Source organism: Fulvivirga lutea (assembly GCF_017068455.1).
GTDB classification, from domain to species: domain Bacteria; phylum Bacteroidota; class Bacteroidia; order Cytophagales; family Cyclobacteriaceae; genus Fulvivirga; species Fulvivirga lutea.
This window is the reverse complement of sequence record NZ_CP070608.1, coordinates 2,777,238-2,791,918: the sequence shown is the minus strand read 5'-3', so window position 1 is coordinate 2,791,918 and position 14,681 is coordinate 2,777,238. Positions and strand designations below refer to the sequence as shown.

At 35.5% G+C, this 14,681-nt stretch carries 19 protein-coding genes; 9 read left to right on the top strand and 10 right to left on the bottom strand.

Going from position 1 to position 14,681, the window contains the following annotated elements; genetic code table 11:
* The first annotated feature begins 272 nt into the window (after positions 1-272).
* Positions 273-908 (top strand): carbonic anhydrase, encoded by a 636-nt coding sequence (locus tag JR347_RS12495; RefSeq protein ID WP_205720939.1) that lies wholly within the window; start codon positions 273-275, stop codon positions 906-908.
* A 96-nt stretch (positions 909-1,004) separates the two neighbouring features.
* Positions 1,005-1,274, top strand: coding sequence for a hypothetical protein (locus tag JR347_RS12490; protein ID WP_205720938.1), 270 nt, complete (start codon positions 1,005-1,007; stop codon positions 1,272-1,274).
* Between the two features lie 189 nt (positions 1,275-1,463).
* Here JR347_RS12490 and JR347_RS12485 read toward each other — a convergent pair whose 3' ends face one another.
* The 3 genes from JR347_RS12485 to JR347_RS12475 all read right to left on the bottom strand — a co-directional run bounded on the left by JR347_RS12485 (position 1,464) and on the right by JR347_RS12475 (position 4,236).
* A complete protein-coding gene (locus JR347_RS12485) occupies positions 1,464-2,174 on the bottom strand; it encodes an ion transporter (RefSeq protein WP_205720937.1) in 711 nt (236 codons plus the stop codon).
* A gap of 79 nt (positions 2,175-2,253) precedes the next feature.
* A complete protein-coding gene (locus tag JR347_RS12480) occupies positions 2,254-2,445 on the bottom strand; it encodes a cold-shock protein (protein WP_205720936.1) in 192 nt (63 codons plus the stop codon).
* Positions 2,446-2,568: 123 nt separating this feature from the next.
* Positions 2,569-4,236: a DEAD/DEAH box helicase gene (locus JR347_RS12475; RefSeq protein WP_205720935.1), complete on the bottom strand. Its 1,668-nt coding sequence runs from the start codon at positions 4,234-4,236 to the stop codon at positions 2,569-2,571.
* Between the two features lie 132 nt (positions 4,237-4,368).
* Between JR347_RS12475 and JR347_RS18415 the strand changes: the two genes are divergently transcribed.
* From JR347_RS18415 to JR347_RS12460, 3 genes are all read left to right on the top strand, one after another.
* Entirely contained in the window at positions 4,369-4,785 is a 417-nt protein-coding gene (locus tag JR347_RS18415) for a response regulator transcription factor (RefSeq protein WP_262897025.1), read from the top strand.
* 88 nt (positions 4,786-4,873) lie between these two features.
* Positions 4,874-5,398, top strand: coding sequence for a DUF4199 domain-containing protein (locus tag JR347_RS12465; protein WP_205720934.1), 525 nt, complete (start codon positions 4,874-4,876; stop codon positions 5,396-5,398).
* Positions 5,391-5,810: a VOC family protein gene (locus JR347_RS12460; RefSeq protein WP_205720933.1), complete on the top strand. Its 420-nt coding sequence runs from the start codon at positions 5,391-5,393 to the stop codon at positions 5,808-5,810. Before JR347_RS12465 ends, JR347_RS12460 begins: the two co-directional genes overlap by 8 nt.
* Here the strand turns inward: JR347_RS12460 and JR347_RS12455 are convergent, their stop codons facing one another.
* The 3 genes from JR347_RS12455 to JR347_RS12445 all read right to left on the bottom strand — a co-directional run bounded on the left by JR347_RS12455 (position 5,811) and on the right by JR347_RS12445 (position 9,324).
* The gene (locus JR347_RS12455; RefSeq protein ID WP_205720932.1) at positions 5,811-6,218 is read right to left on the bottom strand and encodes an OmpA family protein; all 408 of its coding nucleotides are present in this window, start codon (positions 6,216-6,218) and stop codon (positions 5,811-5,813) included.
* A gap of 46 nt (positions 6,219-6,264) precedes the next feature.
* Positions 6,265-8,298: a carboxy terminal-processing peptidase gene (locus tag JR347_RS12450; RefSeq protein ID WP_205720931.1), complete on the bottom strand. Its 2,034-nt coding sequence runs from the start codon at positions 8,296-8,298 to the stop codon at positions 6,265-6,267.
* Positions 8,299-8,427: 129 nt separating this feature from the next.
* On the bottom strand, positions 8,428-9,324 hold the full coding sequence (locus JR347_RS12445; RefSeq protein ID WP_235689649.1) for a nuclear envelope integral membrane protein: 897 nt from the start codon (positions 9,322-9,324) through the stop codon (positions 8,428-8,430).
* Between the two features lie 305 nt (positions 9,325-9,629).
* Between JR347_RS12445 and JR347_RS12440 the strand changes: the two genes are divergently transcribed.
* The 3 genes from JR347_RS12440 (at position 9,630) to JR347_RS12430 (ending at position 11,029) form a co-directional block, all read left to right on the top strand.
* Positions 9,630-9,875, top strand: a complete 246-nt coding sequence (locus JR347_RS12440) for a hypothetical protein (protein WP_205720930.1) — start codon at positions 9,630-9,632, stop codon at positions 9,873-9,875.
* A gap of 24 nt (positions 9,876-9,899) precedes the next feature.
* Positions 9,900-10,124, top strand: a complete 225-nt coding sequence (locus tag JR347_RS12435; RefSeq protein WP_205720929.1) for a hypothetical protein — start codon at positions 9,900-9,902, stop codon at positions 10,122-10,124.
* 119 nt (positions 10,125-10,243) lie between these two features.
* On the top strand, positions 10,244-11,029 hold the full coding sequence (locus tag JR347_RS12430; RefSeq protein WP_205720928.1) for a phosphatidylserine decarboxylase: 786 nt from the start codon (positions 10,244-10,246) through the stop codon (positions 11,027-11,029).
* Here the strand turns inward: JR347_RS12430 and JR347_RS12425 are convergent.
* Positions 11,026-11,493 carry a pyrophosphohydrolase domain-containing protein gene (locus JR347_RS12425; RefSeq protein ID WP_205723896.1) on the bottom strand — a complete coding sequence of 156 codons (468 nt, stop codon included), beginning with the start codon at positions 11,491-11,493 and terminating at the stop codon, positions 11,026-11,028. The genes JR347_RS12430 and JR347_RS12425 overlap by 4 nt on opposite strands.
* Positions 11,494-11,593: 100 nt before the next feature.
* On the opposite strand from JR347_RS12425, the gene tyrS reads away from it, so the two are divergent.
* Positions 11,594-12,883, top strand: a complete 1,290-nt coding sequence (tyrS, locus tag JR347_RS12420) for a tyrosine--tRNA ligase (RefSeq protein WP_205720927.1) — start codon at positions 11,594-11,596, stop codon at positions 12,881-12,883.
* 46 nt (positions 12,884-12,929) lie between these two features.
* Here the strand turns inward: tyrS and JR347_RS12415 are convergent, their stop codons facing one another.
* From JR347_RS12415 to JR347_RS12405, 3 genes are all read right to left on the bottom strand, one after another.
* A complete protein-coding gene (locus JR347_RS12415; RefSeq protein WP_205720926.1) occupies positions 12,930-13,472 on the bottom strand; it encodes a porin family protein in 543 nt (180 codons plus the stop codon).
* A gap of 106 nt (positions 13,473-13,578) precedes the next feature.
* Positions 13,579-14,142 (bottom strand): porin family protein, encoded by a 564-nt coding sequence (locus JR347_RS12410; RefSeq protein ID WP_205720925.1) that lies wholly within the window; start codon positions 14,140-14,142, stop codon positions 13,579-13,581.
* 63 nt (positions 14,143-14,205) lie between these two features.
* Positions 14,206-14,673 (bottom strand): outer membrane protein, encoded by a 468-nt coding sequence (locus tag JR347_RS12405; protein ID WP_205720924.1) that lies wholly within the window; start codon positions 14,671-14,673, stop codon positions 14,206-14,208.
* Positions 14,674-14,681: the final 8 nt, after the last annotated feature.

Sequence of the window (14,681 nt, the reverse complement as noted above, 5' to 3'; positions counted from 1 at the left end):
CTATCATTCCTTCCCATCGACAGAATCTTGTTTTACATTTTCATCTGCCGTTGTAACAGTTGAGGCAAAATACTTTCAGGAATAGGTACTATTGCAACTAAATTGGCTCTATTTGATCATCTCTATCAGGATGAATGAATATTCTATTTAATTCAACAATTCATTTAGGACTTACAACGAATAGTTTATTCAGAGAATATTATGATAATATGTTGCACATTCATATTGAAACGTGTTAATTCAATATACTAATCATCTAAGTATATAATAAAATGAAAGCATCTTACGATAAACTATTTAAAGGCAATGAGGAGTGGATAAAACAAAAGTTAAAGCTTGACCCAACTTATTTTACCGAATTAGCTAAGGGTCAAAAACCAGAATTTCTGTGGATAGGATGTTCAGACAGTAGAGTTCCGGAAAGTGAAATTACCGGAACTGGGCCAGGAGAAATTTTCGTTCATAGAAATATTGCGAATCAGGTAATTCATTCAGATACGAACATGTTGAGTGTCCTACAATACGCTATTGAATATTTGCATGTGAAGCATGTTATTGTCTGTGGGCATTATGGTTGCGGGGGTGTAATGGCAGCAATGGACAACCAATATGTTGGATTAGTAGGCCGCTGGCTAGCCTATGTCAAAGATATTTTTCAAGATCACCAAGAGGAACTGAATAGCTTAGCAAATGATGAAGAAAGAATGAAGCGTATGGTTGAACTGAATGTTACGACACAAGTTCACAATCTGGCCAAAACTTCATTTGTTCAAAAAGCATGGAAAACCCGTGAATTGGAGATTCATGGTTGGGTTTATTCATTGAGTGATGGTAAGATTATTGATTTGGATATAAAATATACGAATATCAATCAATTAGAGCCTATTTATCGATTCTCTGGAATTTAAAACATAAACCTTTATTAATGTTTTGTATAAAAAACATTAATAAAAATATATAAAATAATCTGCTGATCTTTGGGACATAATTAAAAACAAAAAATTATGGATCAGTTTGATTTAATTAAAGGTGTATTTGAACCGGAAGAAGCTAAAGAAATATTACTTTACCTGATTGATGGTAAAATTCAATTTCACCAGAACCGTATATTTAGCGATAAAATTCGCTTTGGTACTGAAAATAAAGCTTCTGTGGCTAGAATCGCTGAATTGGAAAATACAAGAGAGCAAATATTAAAGCTCATCGCTGAAGATAATCTACTAATACATTCTCAAATAAATATCGAGAAAATAGCGAAACAAGAAGTAGCCTGATCATATAAGGATCAGGCCTTTTTTGTTATTATCTAGATCGTCTGATACTAGAACAAGAGCCAATAATATTATCAAATTTGTACCAAAAGGCCCTTTTTGATAATCTTTAAACCTGTGATATGTATGTTGAAGGTCACAGATATAGTGGAACATGACGAATTGGATACTTAAAAGTCGTCATTCAAGTCTTCAATCGGAATCTTCCTCTTTTACCAACTCTCTGGCTTTTGTAACTGCCGAAGCGATAATGCCAGCAGGAATTGCCACAATTCCCAACCCTAACATTAATATAAAGAAGGTGAATATTTTTCCACCAGCAGTAATTGGGTAAGCATCGCCATAACCCACAGTGGTTAATGTAGCTACACCCCACCACAATGAATCTAAAATAGAGCTGAATTTTAAAGGCTGTGTAGCATTTTCAAAATAATAGATACCAACCGCAGCCAAATAAAGTAAAATACACGTCAATGTAAAGAAAAGCGTCAGTTCTTGCTTTGCAATTTTCAAGGCAATATGCATTCTTTGGATTGTCTTGCTATACCTGAAAAACTTGAAAAGTCTTAATAACCTTAAAGCACGAATGGATCTTAAATCTAGCCCTGTAGATATATAAAACGGCAATATTGCCAACAAGTCAATTAAACCATAAAAGCTTAAAATAAAACGAAGTTTATTAGGTTCTAGCCATATTCTCAGAAAGTACTCTATCGTAAATAATATGACAGTAAAAACCTCAATAGTATTAAGAATGGAATAGAACTTTGGTGGGTAATTCGGTAAGGTTTCGAAAGAGAATGATAATAATGAAATGAATATCAAAAATTGTATTGATAGATCAAAAACCTTACCCCAAAAGGTATTATGCTCTAATACTATATTACTTAGCCTCTCTTTCATTCGAACGAAAATAACTATTTAACAACAAAAAACCCCTGGCGAAATCGCCAGGGGTTTTGCATTTGTAATCAGATATAAATTAAGCTAACTTAACGTTAACTGCATTCAAACCTTTTCTACCTTCTTGAAGATCAAATGTTACTGTATCGTTTTCACGAACTTCGTCTACTAGACCTGATACGTGTACGAAATACTCTTGATTGTCTTCTGAATCTTTAACAAATCCGTAACCTTTTGAATCATTAAAGAATTTTACTGTTCCTTCTTTCATTATAAATAATTGTAATTAAAGCCACTAAGCTAGATAAAATATATTCATTTATCGCATGGGGCTAATTTTATTTTTTAATTAACTACCTCCATAACCACTTCATAATTTAGTAACACAAGGGTATTATCTCCTCCTCTTTGATGGTTTGCCGTGTTTGGAAATCCTTCGTTTGCTTCTATCTTTTCTACCGCCTCTTCCTTGAGATTTTTGTCCAACTTCCTTATTTACCCTAAGCTTTCTATTATCCACATATAAATCACTAAATGCAGGTCCTACCAAGTGAGACGATTCTTTCTCAATCTCGAAATAAGACTTTTTATCATCAATGTTGATTTTACCTAGTGCCGATTTGCTTATGCCTACGGTTTCAGAAACAAAATCAACTAATTCTTTCTCATTCACCCCATCAATTAACCCTACATTGATAAAGTATTTATCATGTGTAGCGCTATGCCTTGAGTGCGTTGGAGTATCTTCCAGTGTTTGATTTTCGTCAAAAGCAGACTTTTTATTCAGCCCTAGTTCATTTAATTCCCAGGTAATTAGCTTGTCGATTAAATCCTCCTTAGTAAGCCCATTGAACTTCTCCCTAACATCATTCACATGCTCGGCAATCATGTCGTGATCGGCCTCGGTAGAAATAATTGTATCTGCCCATGTCATTAAACGTTTGTTTTCTACATGTTCAGCTTTAGGCAGTACATACTGGCTAAAATTCAGATTCAATTTCTTTTGTATAAAGCTAACTTTACGCTGCTCTGCACTTGTAATTAATGCCAGCGATATACCCTTTTTACCTGCCCTACCTGTTCTTCCACTTCTATGGGTATAATACTCCAGATCATCCGGCATAGAGTAATGTATCACATGCGTTAAATCATTTACATCAATTCCTCTGGCAGCTACGTCAGTAGCAATCAAAAACTCTAAGGAATGGTTTTTAAATCGCTTCATCACCTGATCACGCTGATTCTGTGATAAATCACCATGGATAGCATCTACAGGTAATCCTTTTTTCTGTAATTCTTCTGCCAGTTGTTGTGTTTCGCGCTTGGTTCTACAGAAAACGATCCCACGCATATCAGGCTCAAGCTCAATAATGCGTTTCATAATCTCTACCTTATCCTTGGCTTTAGCAATAAAGTATTTATGATCAATATTCTGGTTAACTACATTTGCCGCATCAATTTTCACCTCACTTGGGTTATCCATGTATTTCTTTACAATGGATTTAATTTCCGGTGCCATAGTAGCTGAAAATAGCCATGTTGATTTCTGGCCTTCGGTATAAGACAAAATATGATCTATATCTTCTCTAAAGCCCATATTCAGCATCTCATCAGCTTCGTCAAAAACCACATGCTTTATGCCAGAAAGGTCAATCGATTTTCTGTTAATTAAGTCTAAGAGCCTACCTGGTGTAGCTATAATTATATGTGGAGTATTTTTTAGTGCCTTCATTTGGGGCACTATAGATGCACCACCATAAACCACTTGAACACGCAGACCTTTCATATACTTGGAAAATGCCTGGAACTGCTGCGCAATTTGCTGACCCAACTCACGTGTTGGTGCCAATACAAGCGCCTGTGTTCTCTTTAAATCTGGATCCACTGCATCAAGCAATGGTAAACCAAAAGCGGCTGTTTTACCTGTTCCTGTCTGAGCCAGACCTAAAAAATCTCTTTCTTTTTCTTTTAGTAAAATTGGAATTGCCTTTTGTTGAATTTCTGTCGGTTGGTCGATATTCAACTCGGGAAGAACTTTAAGCAAAGGTGCTGAAAGTCCCATTTCTGAAAAACTTGTCAATCTATCTTAATATTAATGAGCCGCAAAGTTAGTGTTAATAATTTCAGGAAACTATTTGCACCCATTTTATTATATTGAGCTAAAAATAAGTACATCTACTAAAAATCGAGAGATTTGAAAGGACTTATCATCAAATTTGGACTGTTAGCGATCTTGTTAATGGTATTGATAGAGCTAAGCAATTACTCGGTATATACTGCCAACCATTACCGTGAGTTTCTCATTGCCATTTCTGCTATTGCTCTTGTGGTTTTCGGGTTCTTGTTAAGAAATCAACTAATCAGTAAATCATTGTTACTCAAAAGTGAATTAAAACCCGATGATGAAAAACTGGCTTTGCTGCAGATGAGTAAACGTGAGTTTGAGGTATTGGTAAAAATTGCTGAGGGAAGAAGTAACAGCGAGATAGCTGACTTATTATTTGTCTCGGAAAATACTATCAAAACGCATGTGTCTAACATATTTTCTAAGCTCAATGTAAAACGAAGGACTGAAGCTATTAAACAGGCCAAAGAGTATGGTTTGCTCTAATACTTTAGTACCAAATATTAAAAATCACCCAAAAGTATGAGTGCCATTTTCACTAAGAATGGCACTTTCGTCATTAAAAAAACGAACTATGAAAAACATTGTATTTAAAAACGGACTAATTTCTGTAGCCATAATAATGGGTATTCAGTTGATTACCTATCTTGTTTATGGCCTGCCCAATTCTTCAAATTTTGATAGGGATGAAATCATTGGGTACATATCCATCGTGGCATGTCTACTATTCGTGTTTTTTGGTATTAGGGAGTATGTCTTACTATATAGTAAGGGTTCATTTCTCAAATATTTAGGAATAGGTGCGGCTATTTCTCTATTCCCTTCCATGGCTTTTGGTGCTTACAGTGTGGTATACTATAAATGGATTAACCCCAACTTTCTTAAGGAGTATGGTGATTACCAGATTGAAAAATTGAAATCTACCTTGCCTGCGGATGAGTTTGAAGTGGCGAAATCGCAATTTATGGAGGAAATGGCTTTGTGGGATAGTGTAAGTTCACAATTCATTATTATGTTTTTGACAGTTTTTGTTATTGGTCTAATAATCAGCACCTTATCGGCATTATATTTTCAACTCAAAACATCTAAAAATGGCTAAAGGAAGAGTAACTGGTATTGGCGGTATATTTTTCAAATCCAATGAACCAAAGAAACTAACCAACTGGTATAAGGAACATCTTGGATTAGTGACAGACGAATATGGTTCTATGTTTGAGTTCAGGCATGCTAACAACCCCGAGAAAAAAGGCTATTTACAATGGAGTGCATTTAGCATAGACACTAAGTATATGGAGCCATCAAATCAGCCTTTTATGATTAACTACAGGGTAGAAAATATAGAGGCACTTGTTAAACAATTAAAAAATGAAGGTGTAAATGTGGTTGATGAAATAGCTTCGTATGATTATGGTAAGTTTGTTCATATAATGGATCCTGAAGGCAATAAAATTGAGTTATGGGAGCCTGTGGATGAAGGCTTTGGCGATTACTCAAAAAATACAACTAAGTAATTAAGAAGTGATGGGCACGAGGATAATATCTACCCTCCTGTTCATCACTCGCCCATCAGATGACTTATTGGAATAAAGTGGGTTATCCTGACCAAAGGCCCGTATGTCTATTTCCTCTTCTCTAATTCCAAACTGAATTAATTCATACTTGACAGCCTCGCTGCGCATATGAGACAACCACTCATTATATTGCTTGCCTCCTATGTTATCAGTATGGCTAAACAGAACAATTTCATATTTGGTAAGGTCATCGATGGAATTTAAAAAATCGATAATTTCGTCTCCTTGATATTCATCTATATAATAACTACCGCCACCAAAGTAGATGCTTTTTCTAATGAGACTATCCTGACCTTGAGCTGCTAGAGCTATACAAAACGCAAAATTTATGAATAAAAAAAGCCTCATTTTAACAACAACGTTAAAGTGAGGCTCTCTGTTATTTTACTAAAGGTTATCCGATAGCAGAAACAATGTCGCTTAATACGACTAATCCTTCTCTCAGGTATTTATCATCCACATCTATATTATTAACTTCATAAATGCCTTCTTTCCCTATTTTAGCTCCTTCCATAGCACTTTGCTCAGTTCGTCTTTTTTCAGCTTCTGCAATTTCTCTTTGTCTTTCTTCCTGATTTAATGAAATACGAGTAGTAGATATGCTTTTCTTAAGCTCTTCCGTTTCGCTAATCAAATCTTTCAAGTGCCTGTCATTCTGTAGGCGATCTCTATATTCCTTGCTTACCTCAGCAAGCATTTTCTGTGTTACCTGATCAGTAGGCTTGTATTTCGTGCCTTTTATCTGATCCCAGGGTAATGCACTTGGTCTGCTACTCTCCCCAAATTCTTCTGCTGAAAAAGCTGAAGGAAAATTAATATCAGGGTCAACACCTTTATGTTGTGTACTGCTACCTGTAACCCTGTAAAATTTCTGTAAGGTTAATTTTAACTGCCCTACTTTCTCTCCTTCAGGAACGTTTAGATACCTTCCTAAATCGATAACGCTTTGAACGGTACCTTTACCAAAGGAAGTTTCACCCAACACAACACCTCTGCCATAATCCTGAATAGCTCCCGCAAAAATCTCAGAAGCACTGGCACTGAACCTGTTAATCATCACTGTTAACGGTCCGTCATAAATAACTTTATCATCTACATCTTCGCCTAATTCTATTTTATTAGATGAATTCTTTACCTGTACAACAGGACCATCCTTAATAAACAAACCAGTAAGATCAATAGCTTCGGCAAGTGACCCACCTCCATTATTTCTCAAATCAATCATTAAACCATCAATATTCTTGGTTTCTAATTCTTCAATCAATCGTTTAACATCGCGGGTAGTGCTATTATAGTCTACATCACCCTTTTGATATGCTTCAAAATCCATATAGAAGCTTGGTAATGTTATCACTCCAAATTGATACTGGCGGCCATTTCTTGTTACGGGTACAACTTCTGCCTTCGCCTGCATGTCTTCGAGTTTAATCTTATCTCGAACCAAAGAAATGGTTTTTGATGCGCCATAAACACCAGATTCGGCAGGTATAATCTCTAATCTAACTGTAGTTCCTTTTGGCCCTTTAATTAGCTGAACCACATCATCAATTCGCCAGCCAATTACATCTACCATTTCACCATCTTCCCCTTGAGCAACACCAATAATTCGATCATCCGGATGAATCAGATCACTCTTCATGGCCGGCCCTCCTGGCAGTATCTCAACTACCTTGGTAAAATCATTATCAGTTTGAAGTCTGGCACCTATTCCTTCTAACGAAAGGCTCATATTTTGCTGAAACCGATCGGACGTTTTTGGCGAAAAGTAATTCGAGTGCGGATCATAAGCTTCTGCTATTGTATTTAAATAAAGCTCAAAGATGTCCTCACTATTATACTGACTAATAGCCTTTTTAAAGCGATCGTATCTCGTGACAATTGTTTTATTAATAGAACTATCAGCCTTACCATTAAGCTTTAAGCTCAGCACCTGGCTCTTGAGTATTTTTCTCCACAGATCATTTAACTCCTCTGTGTTTTCAGCATATTCCAATTCTGAACGATCAGTATCGTAATACTCATCGATGGTAAAATCAAAATCATAATCTAATAATGTACCATATACATAGTCCATTCGTTCATCAAACCGCTGCTTAAAACGATCGTAAATCGTGTAGGCAGGAAATACATTACCCTCTTTAGTTAAGTCGTCTAATTGTGTACTGTATTCCTGAAATTCAGCAATATCAGACTTAAGAAAATAGGATTTATTGTTATCCAACGTCTCGATGTATTCCTTTAAAATTACAGCTGACAAAGAGTCGTTCAGACTGATTTTGCGATAATGATAGGTATCCAATATTTGCACTGCTAACCGTGCTTCATCTCCGAAATATATCTTGGGTTTAAGATTTTCTTCTTGTGTAGATTGAGAATATGCAACTAAAGTTATTAGGCATAAACTCATTATTGATAAGTACTTTTTCATGCGGTTCTCCTCTATCTTCTTTTGTAATACTAGCTTAAACGAAAAACTTCTAATTTGTTTTACATTGAAACTAAATTTAAACAAAAATGAGACCGAAGTAGGTCTCATTTTAATGATTTTGATGGACGGTTATTTCATGGTGTCCACATCAAACTCTGACAGGAATTTTTCAGCCTGCTCAACAGTTTGAAATTCATAGTGCTTTTTCTGACCTAAGGCTACAACTTCTACTTTTACAAGATCAACTGATACATTCTTTTTAAAATGCATTTGATCTGGCTTAAAATGAGAGTAATCTTCCTCCTTAGCTATATTAAATGATGTTGCCCTAACTGAACTACAAAATTGACATTTATAATGTTTAATTAATTCTCCCTCTTGTTCAGCTGTTGGTTGCTGTACTATCTCCTCTCTTTCAACCTTCATAGTATAAAAACCACAATTACCACATTGAACGGCTTCTAAGTGGCCTTGATATTTTTCAATCTTTGTATCTCCGGTTGCCTCATCCAACCATACATCGTAATCCACACTAAATACTTCTTCTTCTGCCTGCATACCTTCATCTAAGTGAACATCTTCTTCATCTTCACTAAGAAGTCTCATTTTATTTCCTGTTTTAGGATTAACTCTTGGCATATAACGCCACTTTTTAAGTTTGCTATGGAGACGAGTTGGGTAATAATATTGTAAAATGAGTGCTCCCACGTAACCAATGAGTGTAGCTCCAGCTATAGAAATGAATATTAAAACAAAGAACCATACGAGGTCAAAAGTTCTAACATCTTTGCCATAAGTATTGATAATCATTCCAATACCTATCGCAATACAAATTATTGATGCCTTGAAGTACTTTATTTCTTTGGTGCTCAAGTAATCATATTTGGCTTTGTAGTCGCTTATACTTGAAACTTTAATTTGATGGATTAAATAGATGATTACTGCAATTGCAAAAAAAGCAATTGAACCTATCATCATAATGTTAATCCAAAGACTTAAGAATTCGTTTGGGGCGGTAGTCTCCATATTTTAGATTTTGATATAATATGCTCTAATATAAAGAATAATAACAGCAGGCAATACCCCATTTCAGGTGAATATTCACGGCTACACAAATTAGATTCTCATCACCCTAACAACCTGCATATAACTTAATTAATTATATCTAGTTGATTAATAGATAGTTATACATTTATACATTATCTAATAGTTGAGCTAATTAATTTTAAAATATTTGTGCATTTTTACACTATTATATTTGCATTTATTATTATATATACATATAATTACATCATTATTCATTTTTTAATAGTGCAATAACACACAACATTATGAGCGAGTTTGAGAAAAAAAGAATCGACAGAGAGTTTCAACTTTTTACAGCAAGAAACTTTGAGAACCCTAAGCGTTGCAAAAACCTCGATCAGATCAGGTTCTACGTGCAGGAGTTAAGCGCTAAAGTGGAAGAATTTAAAAGCAGGTTTAACTATGTGCCTTCTAAGGCCTATACCCTACTCACTCAGTACAACCAGATTCAGAATAAAATGGTATTCGCTGAGTTTAAGAATGCTTACTAAAAAATGGTTCGGACAACCAGATAAATGAGATATGTCCCCTCACCTATTAAAATGCGCTATAGTTTCATCTATAGCGCTACTGCTAACCCTTCAGGCAGGATGCAGTATCACAAAATCATTCCGGGTAAATCCAAAGTCAGAATTACCAGAACAGAATTTATCGAAGCGTTCAACACGCTCGAAATCCTTGCGCTAAAACCTATCCAGGAAAAGAACTCACCCGTATTCCAGTTGGAGTTTTATGTGTAGTAGGTCTTAATAACTACTCCGTTAATCTAAATTAAGTCGTCTTTAATCTAAAATAACTGTATTCAGAAATCCATGAGTCCTGCTTTGCGTTATACTGTAGCGAACAACATTATTAATTCATGACATCAGTCTATCGCTTTTTATCGCTTTCGGTTTGGGGTTCATTACCGAGTAACATACAAAGAAAAGTATCTAAATATTACTCGCAAGTTTATAACAAGAGCTTTACAAAGTATATTATTAAACCCTACTGCAGACTAAATAGACTGGATGAAGTGTATTTAAATCAGTTCAGGTCTGAAACCGGCAGTGTTAACTACTCTAGCTTTCAGGACTTTTTTACCAGAGTGTATAAAACAAGACCGAAAATATCCTCTGAATATATATGGCCGTGCGAAGGCCTTTTATGTGATAAAGGGAAAGTAGGTGAACTTCCCGCAATTAATGTGAAAGGTGACAAAAAGAATATAAAGGCCATATTCGGTAAGCAAGGTTGTAACATTCCAAATACGCATTATTTTACAAATGTATTCTTACATAATAATAACTACCATCGAATACATGCTCCTGTATCTGGCACAGTTAAATACATTGAGCACATACCAGGCGATCTAGTGATCCTTCGACCTTGGGTTTATAAACATGATCCATCTTTGCCCGCTATGCGAAATGAACGAGTAAACGTTACCATTGAAGATATATCTGGCAGATATTGGTATTTGTCCATTGTTGGTGGTCCGGCTGTTGGTACTATTGAGCTTCCTCAAGTGGTTAGAAAAGGAAATAGCATTACCATAGGTGACGAGGTGGGCAAGTTTTTATTGGGCTCTACCCTGTGCATGGCATCACCTCAACCAACGGATACGCCTAATAACTCGCAAGTTGTGGTTGCCCAGAAATACTAGCCTAAAATACTTTTTAGGTCTGCCGGGGAATAGTTGATTGATTTAATTGTTTTATTGTCGGATTTTCTGAACACTAAGTATTTACCATCTTTTTGTTCATAATAACATTCAGTATCCTTCTCATCTGCATAAAACTTTACAGTAGCCTGTGCTTCTTCTTCAGTATCGCAGGCTTTGCTCATATTAGATCTCTGCACTTCGTCAAAAAGCTCTTTAAACTTATTTGCCAAACCGAATTCTAATACTGCACCAGACAACACATATTGAATATCGCATAACGCATCAGCAATTTCTACTATGTCGTTATCTTTAATCGCTTCGGCTAACTCTTTTAACTCCTCAGATATTAACTCTACTCTTAAATCGCATCGCTTCTTATCAGGTATTTGAGGCGATTCCAATATTGGATGATTAAATGTTTTGTGAAATTGAGCTACTTGATTTAAAGAGTCTGGCTGTTGCATATTGATTGGATTACTTTTAGTTATTTGCGAATATCTGATATCTCTGGCAAATGCCATTGGTTTATGCGAGTTTTCTATATTTGCAGCTTAATTTTACACTATGACCAATTTTATTGAAGAACTTAAGTGGAGAGGTATGGTACACGATATCATGCCAGGTACGGAGGAGCAATTAAATAAAGAAATGACTAGTGGGTATATTGGCTTTGACCCAACAGCAGATTCACTTCACATTGGTCATTTGGTGCAAATAATGACACTAGTTCATTTTCAAAATTCTGGTCATAAACCATTTGCACTAATAGGTGGGGCAACTGGAATGGTGGGCGACCCATCAGGAAAATCGCAAGAGCGTAATTTACTTTCTCAGGAAACTTTAGAGCATAATCTTGAAAGTATTAAGCATCAGCTATCGAAATTTCTTGACTTTAATTCTGATACAAATTCGGCAGAACTAGTGAACAATTACGATTGGTTTAAGGAATTTAGTTTTCTGGATTTCATCAGAGATGTTGGTAAGCATATTACTGTCAATTACATGATGTCAAAAGACTCCGTAAAGAAACGACTGGAAGGTGAAAATGGAATGTCGTTTACCGAATTTTCTTATCAGTTAGTACAGGGTTATGACTTTTACTGGTTATATAAAAATAAAAACTGTAAACTACAATTAGGTGGGTCTGATCAGTGGGGTAATATTGTTACGGGTACCGAACTAATTAGAAGAAAAGATAGCGGTGAAGCATTTGCAGTTACTACTCCTTTAATTAAAAAGGCCGATGGGACCAAATTCGGTAAAACTGAAGGTGGTAATGTTTGGTTAGATCCTGATAGAACTTCTCCGTATGAATTTTACCAATACTGGCTCAATGCTTCAGATGTAGATGCAGCCAATTACATACGAATATTTACTTTATTGAGTAAAGAAGAAATTGAAACGTTAGAAAAGGAACATGCAGAAGCACCACATTTAAGAAGGCTGCAAGAAGCATTGGCGAAGGATATTACAATTCGTGTGCATTCTGAAAAAGAGTATGAATCTGCAGTGAAGGCATCTCAAATACTATTTGGAAAATCCACTACTGAAGATTTGGTAAACTTAGATGAAAAAACGTTTTTATCTGTTTTCAAAGGTGTTCCTCAAGCTAATATCTCTAAGGCTGATCTGGATAATAGTGGTGATGTAACCACACTCCTATCAGAAAGCACAGGTGGAATCATTTTTAAATCGAAAGGCGAGGCAAGAAAAATGATACAAGGTGGTGGTGTAAGCATTAATAAAACAAAAATTGCCACACCGAACGATGCTGTCGATTTTGAATTATTACAAGGTAAATACCTTTTAGCACAAAAAGGTAAAAAGAATTATTACATCATCCATATAAACTAAAAAAGGCCTCAAATGAGGCCTTTTTATTGTTATATAATTTCATCAATTAGTTGCCAAACAACTTGTAGCCTACATAAATCTGAAACGTTCTGTTTTTAGTTTCTGGTAGCGCGTCATTATCTGCAATATCACTTAAACCAAGTACATAACGCAAACCAGCAGATAGGCCTCCCGGAAGGTTTAAACCGGCTCCTACTACAGCACTTAAGTCCATTCCTTTAAGTTCATCCTTTATGTCCTGGCTACCTCCTCCAAAGTCTGCTTCAGCTTTAGTTAAGAAACCAAATTGCGGACCAAGGTGAACATTTAAAACTTTAGCAAAATTCTTTTTTAATAGAATTGGAACTTCAATGTAGGTAAGGTCAAAATCTTCAGCCCCTTTAAAAGAATACAATAATTCTGGCTGAATAAATATGCCAGCAGCACCAACTGTTAAAAATGCACCTACATGATATCCAGTTTTTCCATCTGGGTCACCGTCAGCATCAACGTTTGCAAAATTCACTCCTCCCTTTATTCCACCGGAAATTTGAGAATAGCCTAAAGTAGAAATAGCTATAAGACAAAATACAAGTAATACCTTTTTCATTTTAAAAAATTTAAGTTGTTAAAAAATTACTCTAAACTAGGTCGATATTAACATAAAAAGACCGGTTTTGCAACCGGTCTTTGTTAAATTCAATTAGTTGTAGGGATTAATTGCCAAACAGTTTCCAACCTACGTAAAGTTGAAATACTCTGTTTTTAGTTTCAGAACCTAAATCATTATCATTAATATCTGAAAGACCCAAACCATATCTTGCACCTGCAACAAGTCCAACTGGAAGATCAACTTGTCCACCAATTGCGAAAGTTAAATCTGTTCCTTTGACATCATCTTTAAAGTCATTTCCATCTTCATCTTCTGCTGATAGCAAGAAACCCAATTGAGGGCCAGCGTGTAAGCTGATCATTTCATTAATATTATAACGCACAAGTAAAGGAAGATTTAAATAATTGATATTTGCCTCAAAAGTTCCCGCACCAAAATCACGTTCGAAACCCTGTGCACTATACAAAAGTTCAGGTTGAAACCCTAAGTTATCTGAAAACATAATCACGCCAAAACCGCCTAAGTGTAGTGAAGTTCTAGCATCTGTTGAACCTTCAGTATCTACATTAGCAAAATTCAAACCAGCTTTTGCTCCAACAGTCACCTGAGCATTAGTTGAAAAAATCGCTCCAAAAATAAATAATGACAGAATAGTAATTTTTTTCATGTTTATTTCAATTTAGTGTATGTCAAATATATAAAAAATATCATACCTTAAAACTAACAGGTGTTAGTTTAATGGGAATTTTACACCAAAGGCAAAAACTGCTTGGTCAAAATCACTTAGAACAAATCTCAATTCTGCAAAAGGAATGATGGAGTCTCCCACATCAAAGTTCGCACCAGCACCAAGATTTAACCCCAATTCTGTATCAGAACTTTCACCAAAAGGTCCTAAATCTACTGACACTCTGGCCAAGTTCAAGCCACCCAGTGCATAAGCACTAACAGCACCTGACTCTGAAAAATAATAATTAATGTTAGCGTTTAACTCCCAAAAGCTAACCGGATCTTCAGCAAAATAATAGTTGAAGCTAGGAGCAATAGCCAAGTTATCATTAAAGAAAAATTCCCCTACAGCACCAATTCCTATTTCTTCAATTTCAGTACCATAGACCAAGTTTCCACCTATTCTTCTTTGAGACATAGATGAAATAGCAATTGTTAAAAATAATGCGAGTAAAAATGTCTTTTTCATAGTTTAAA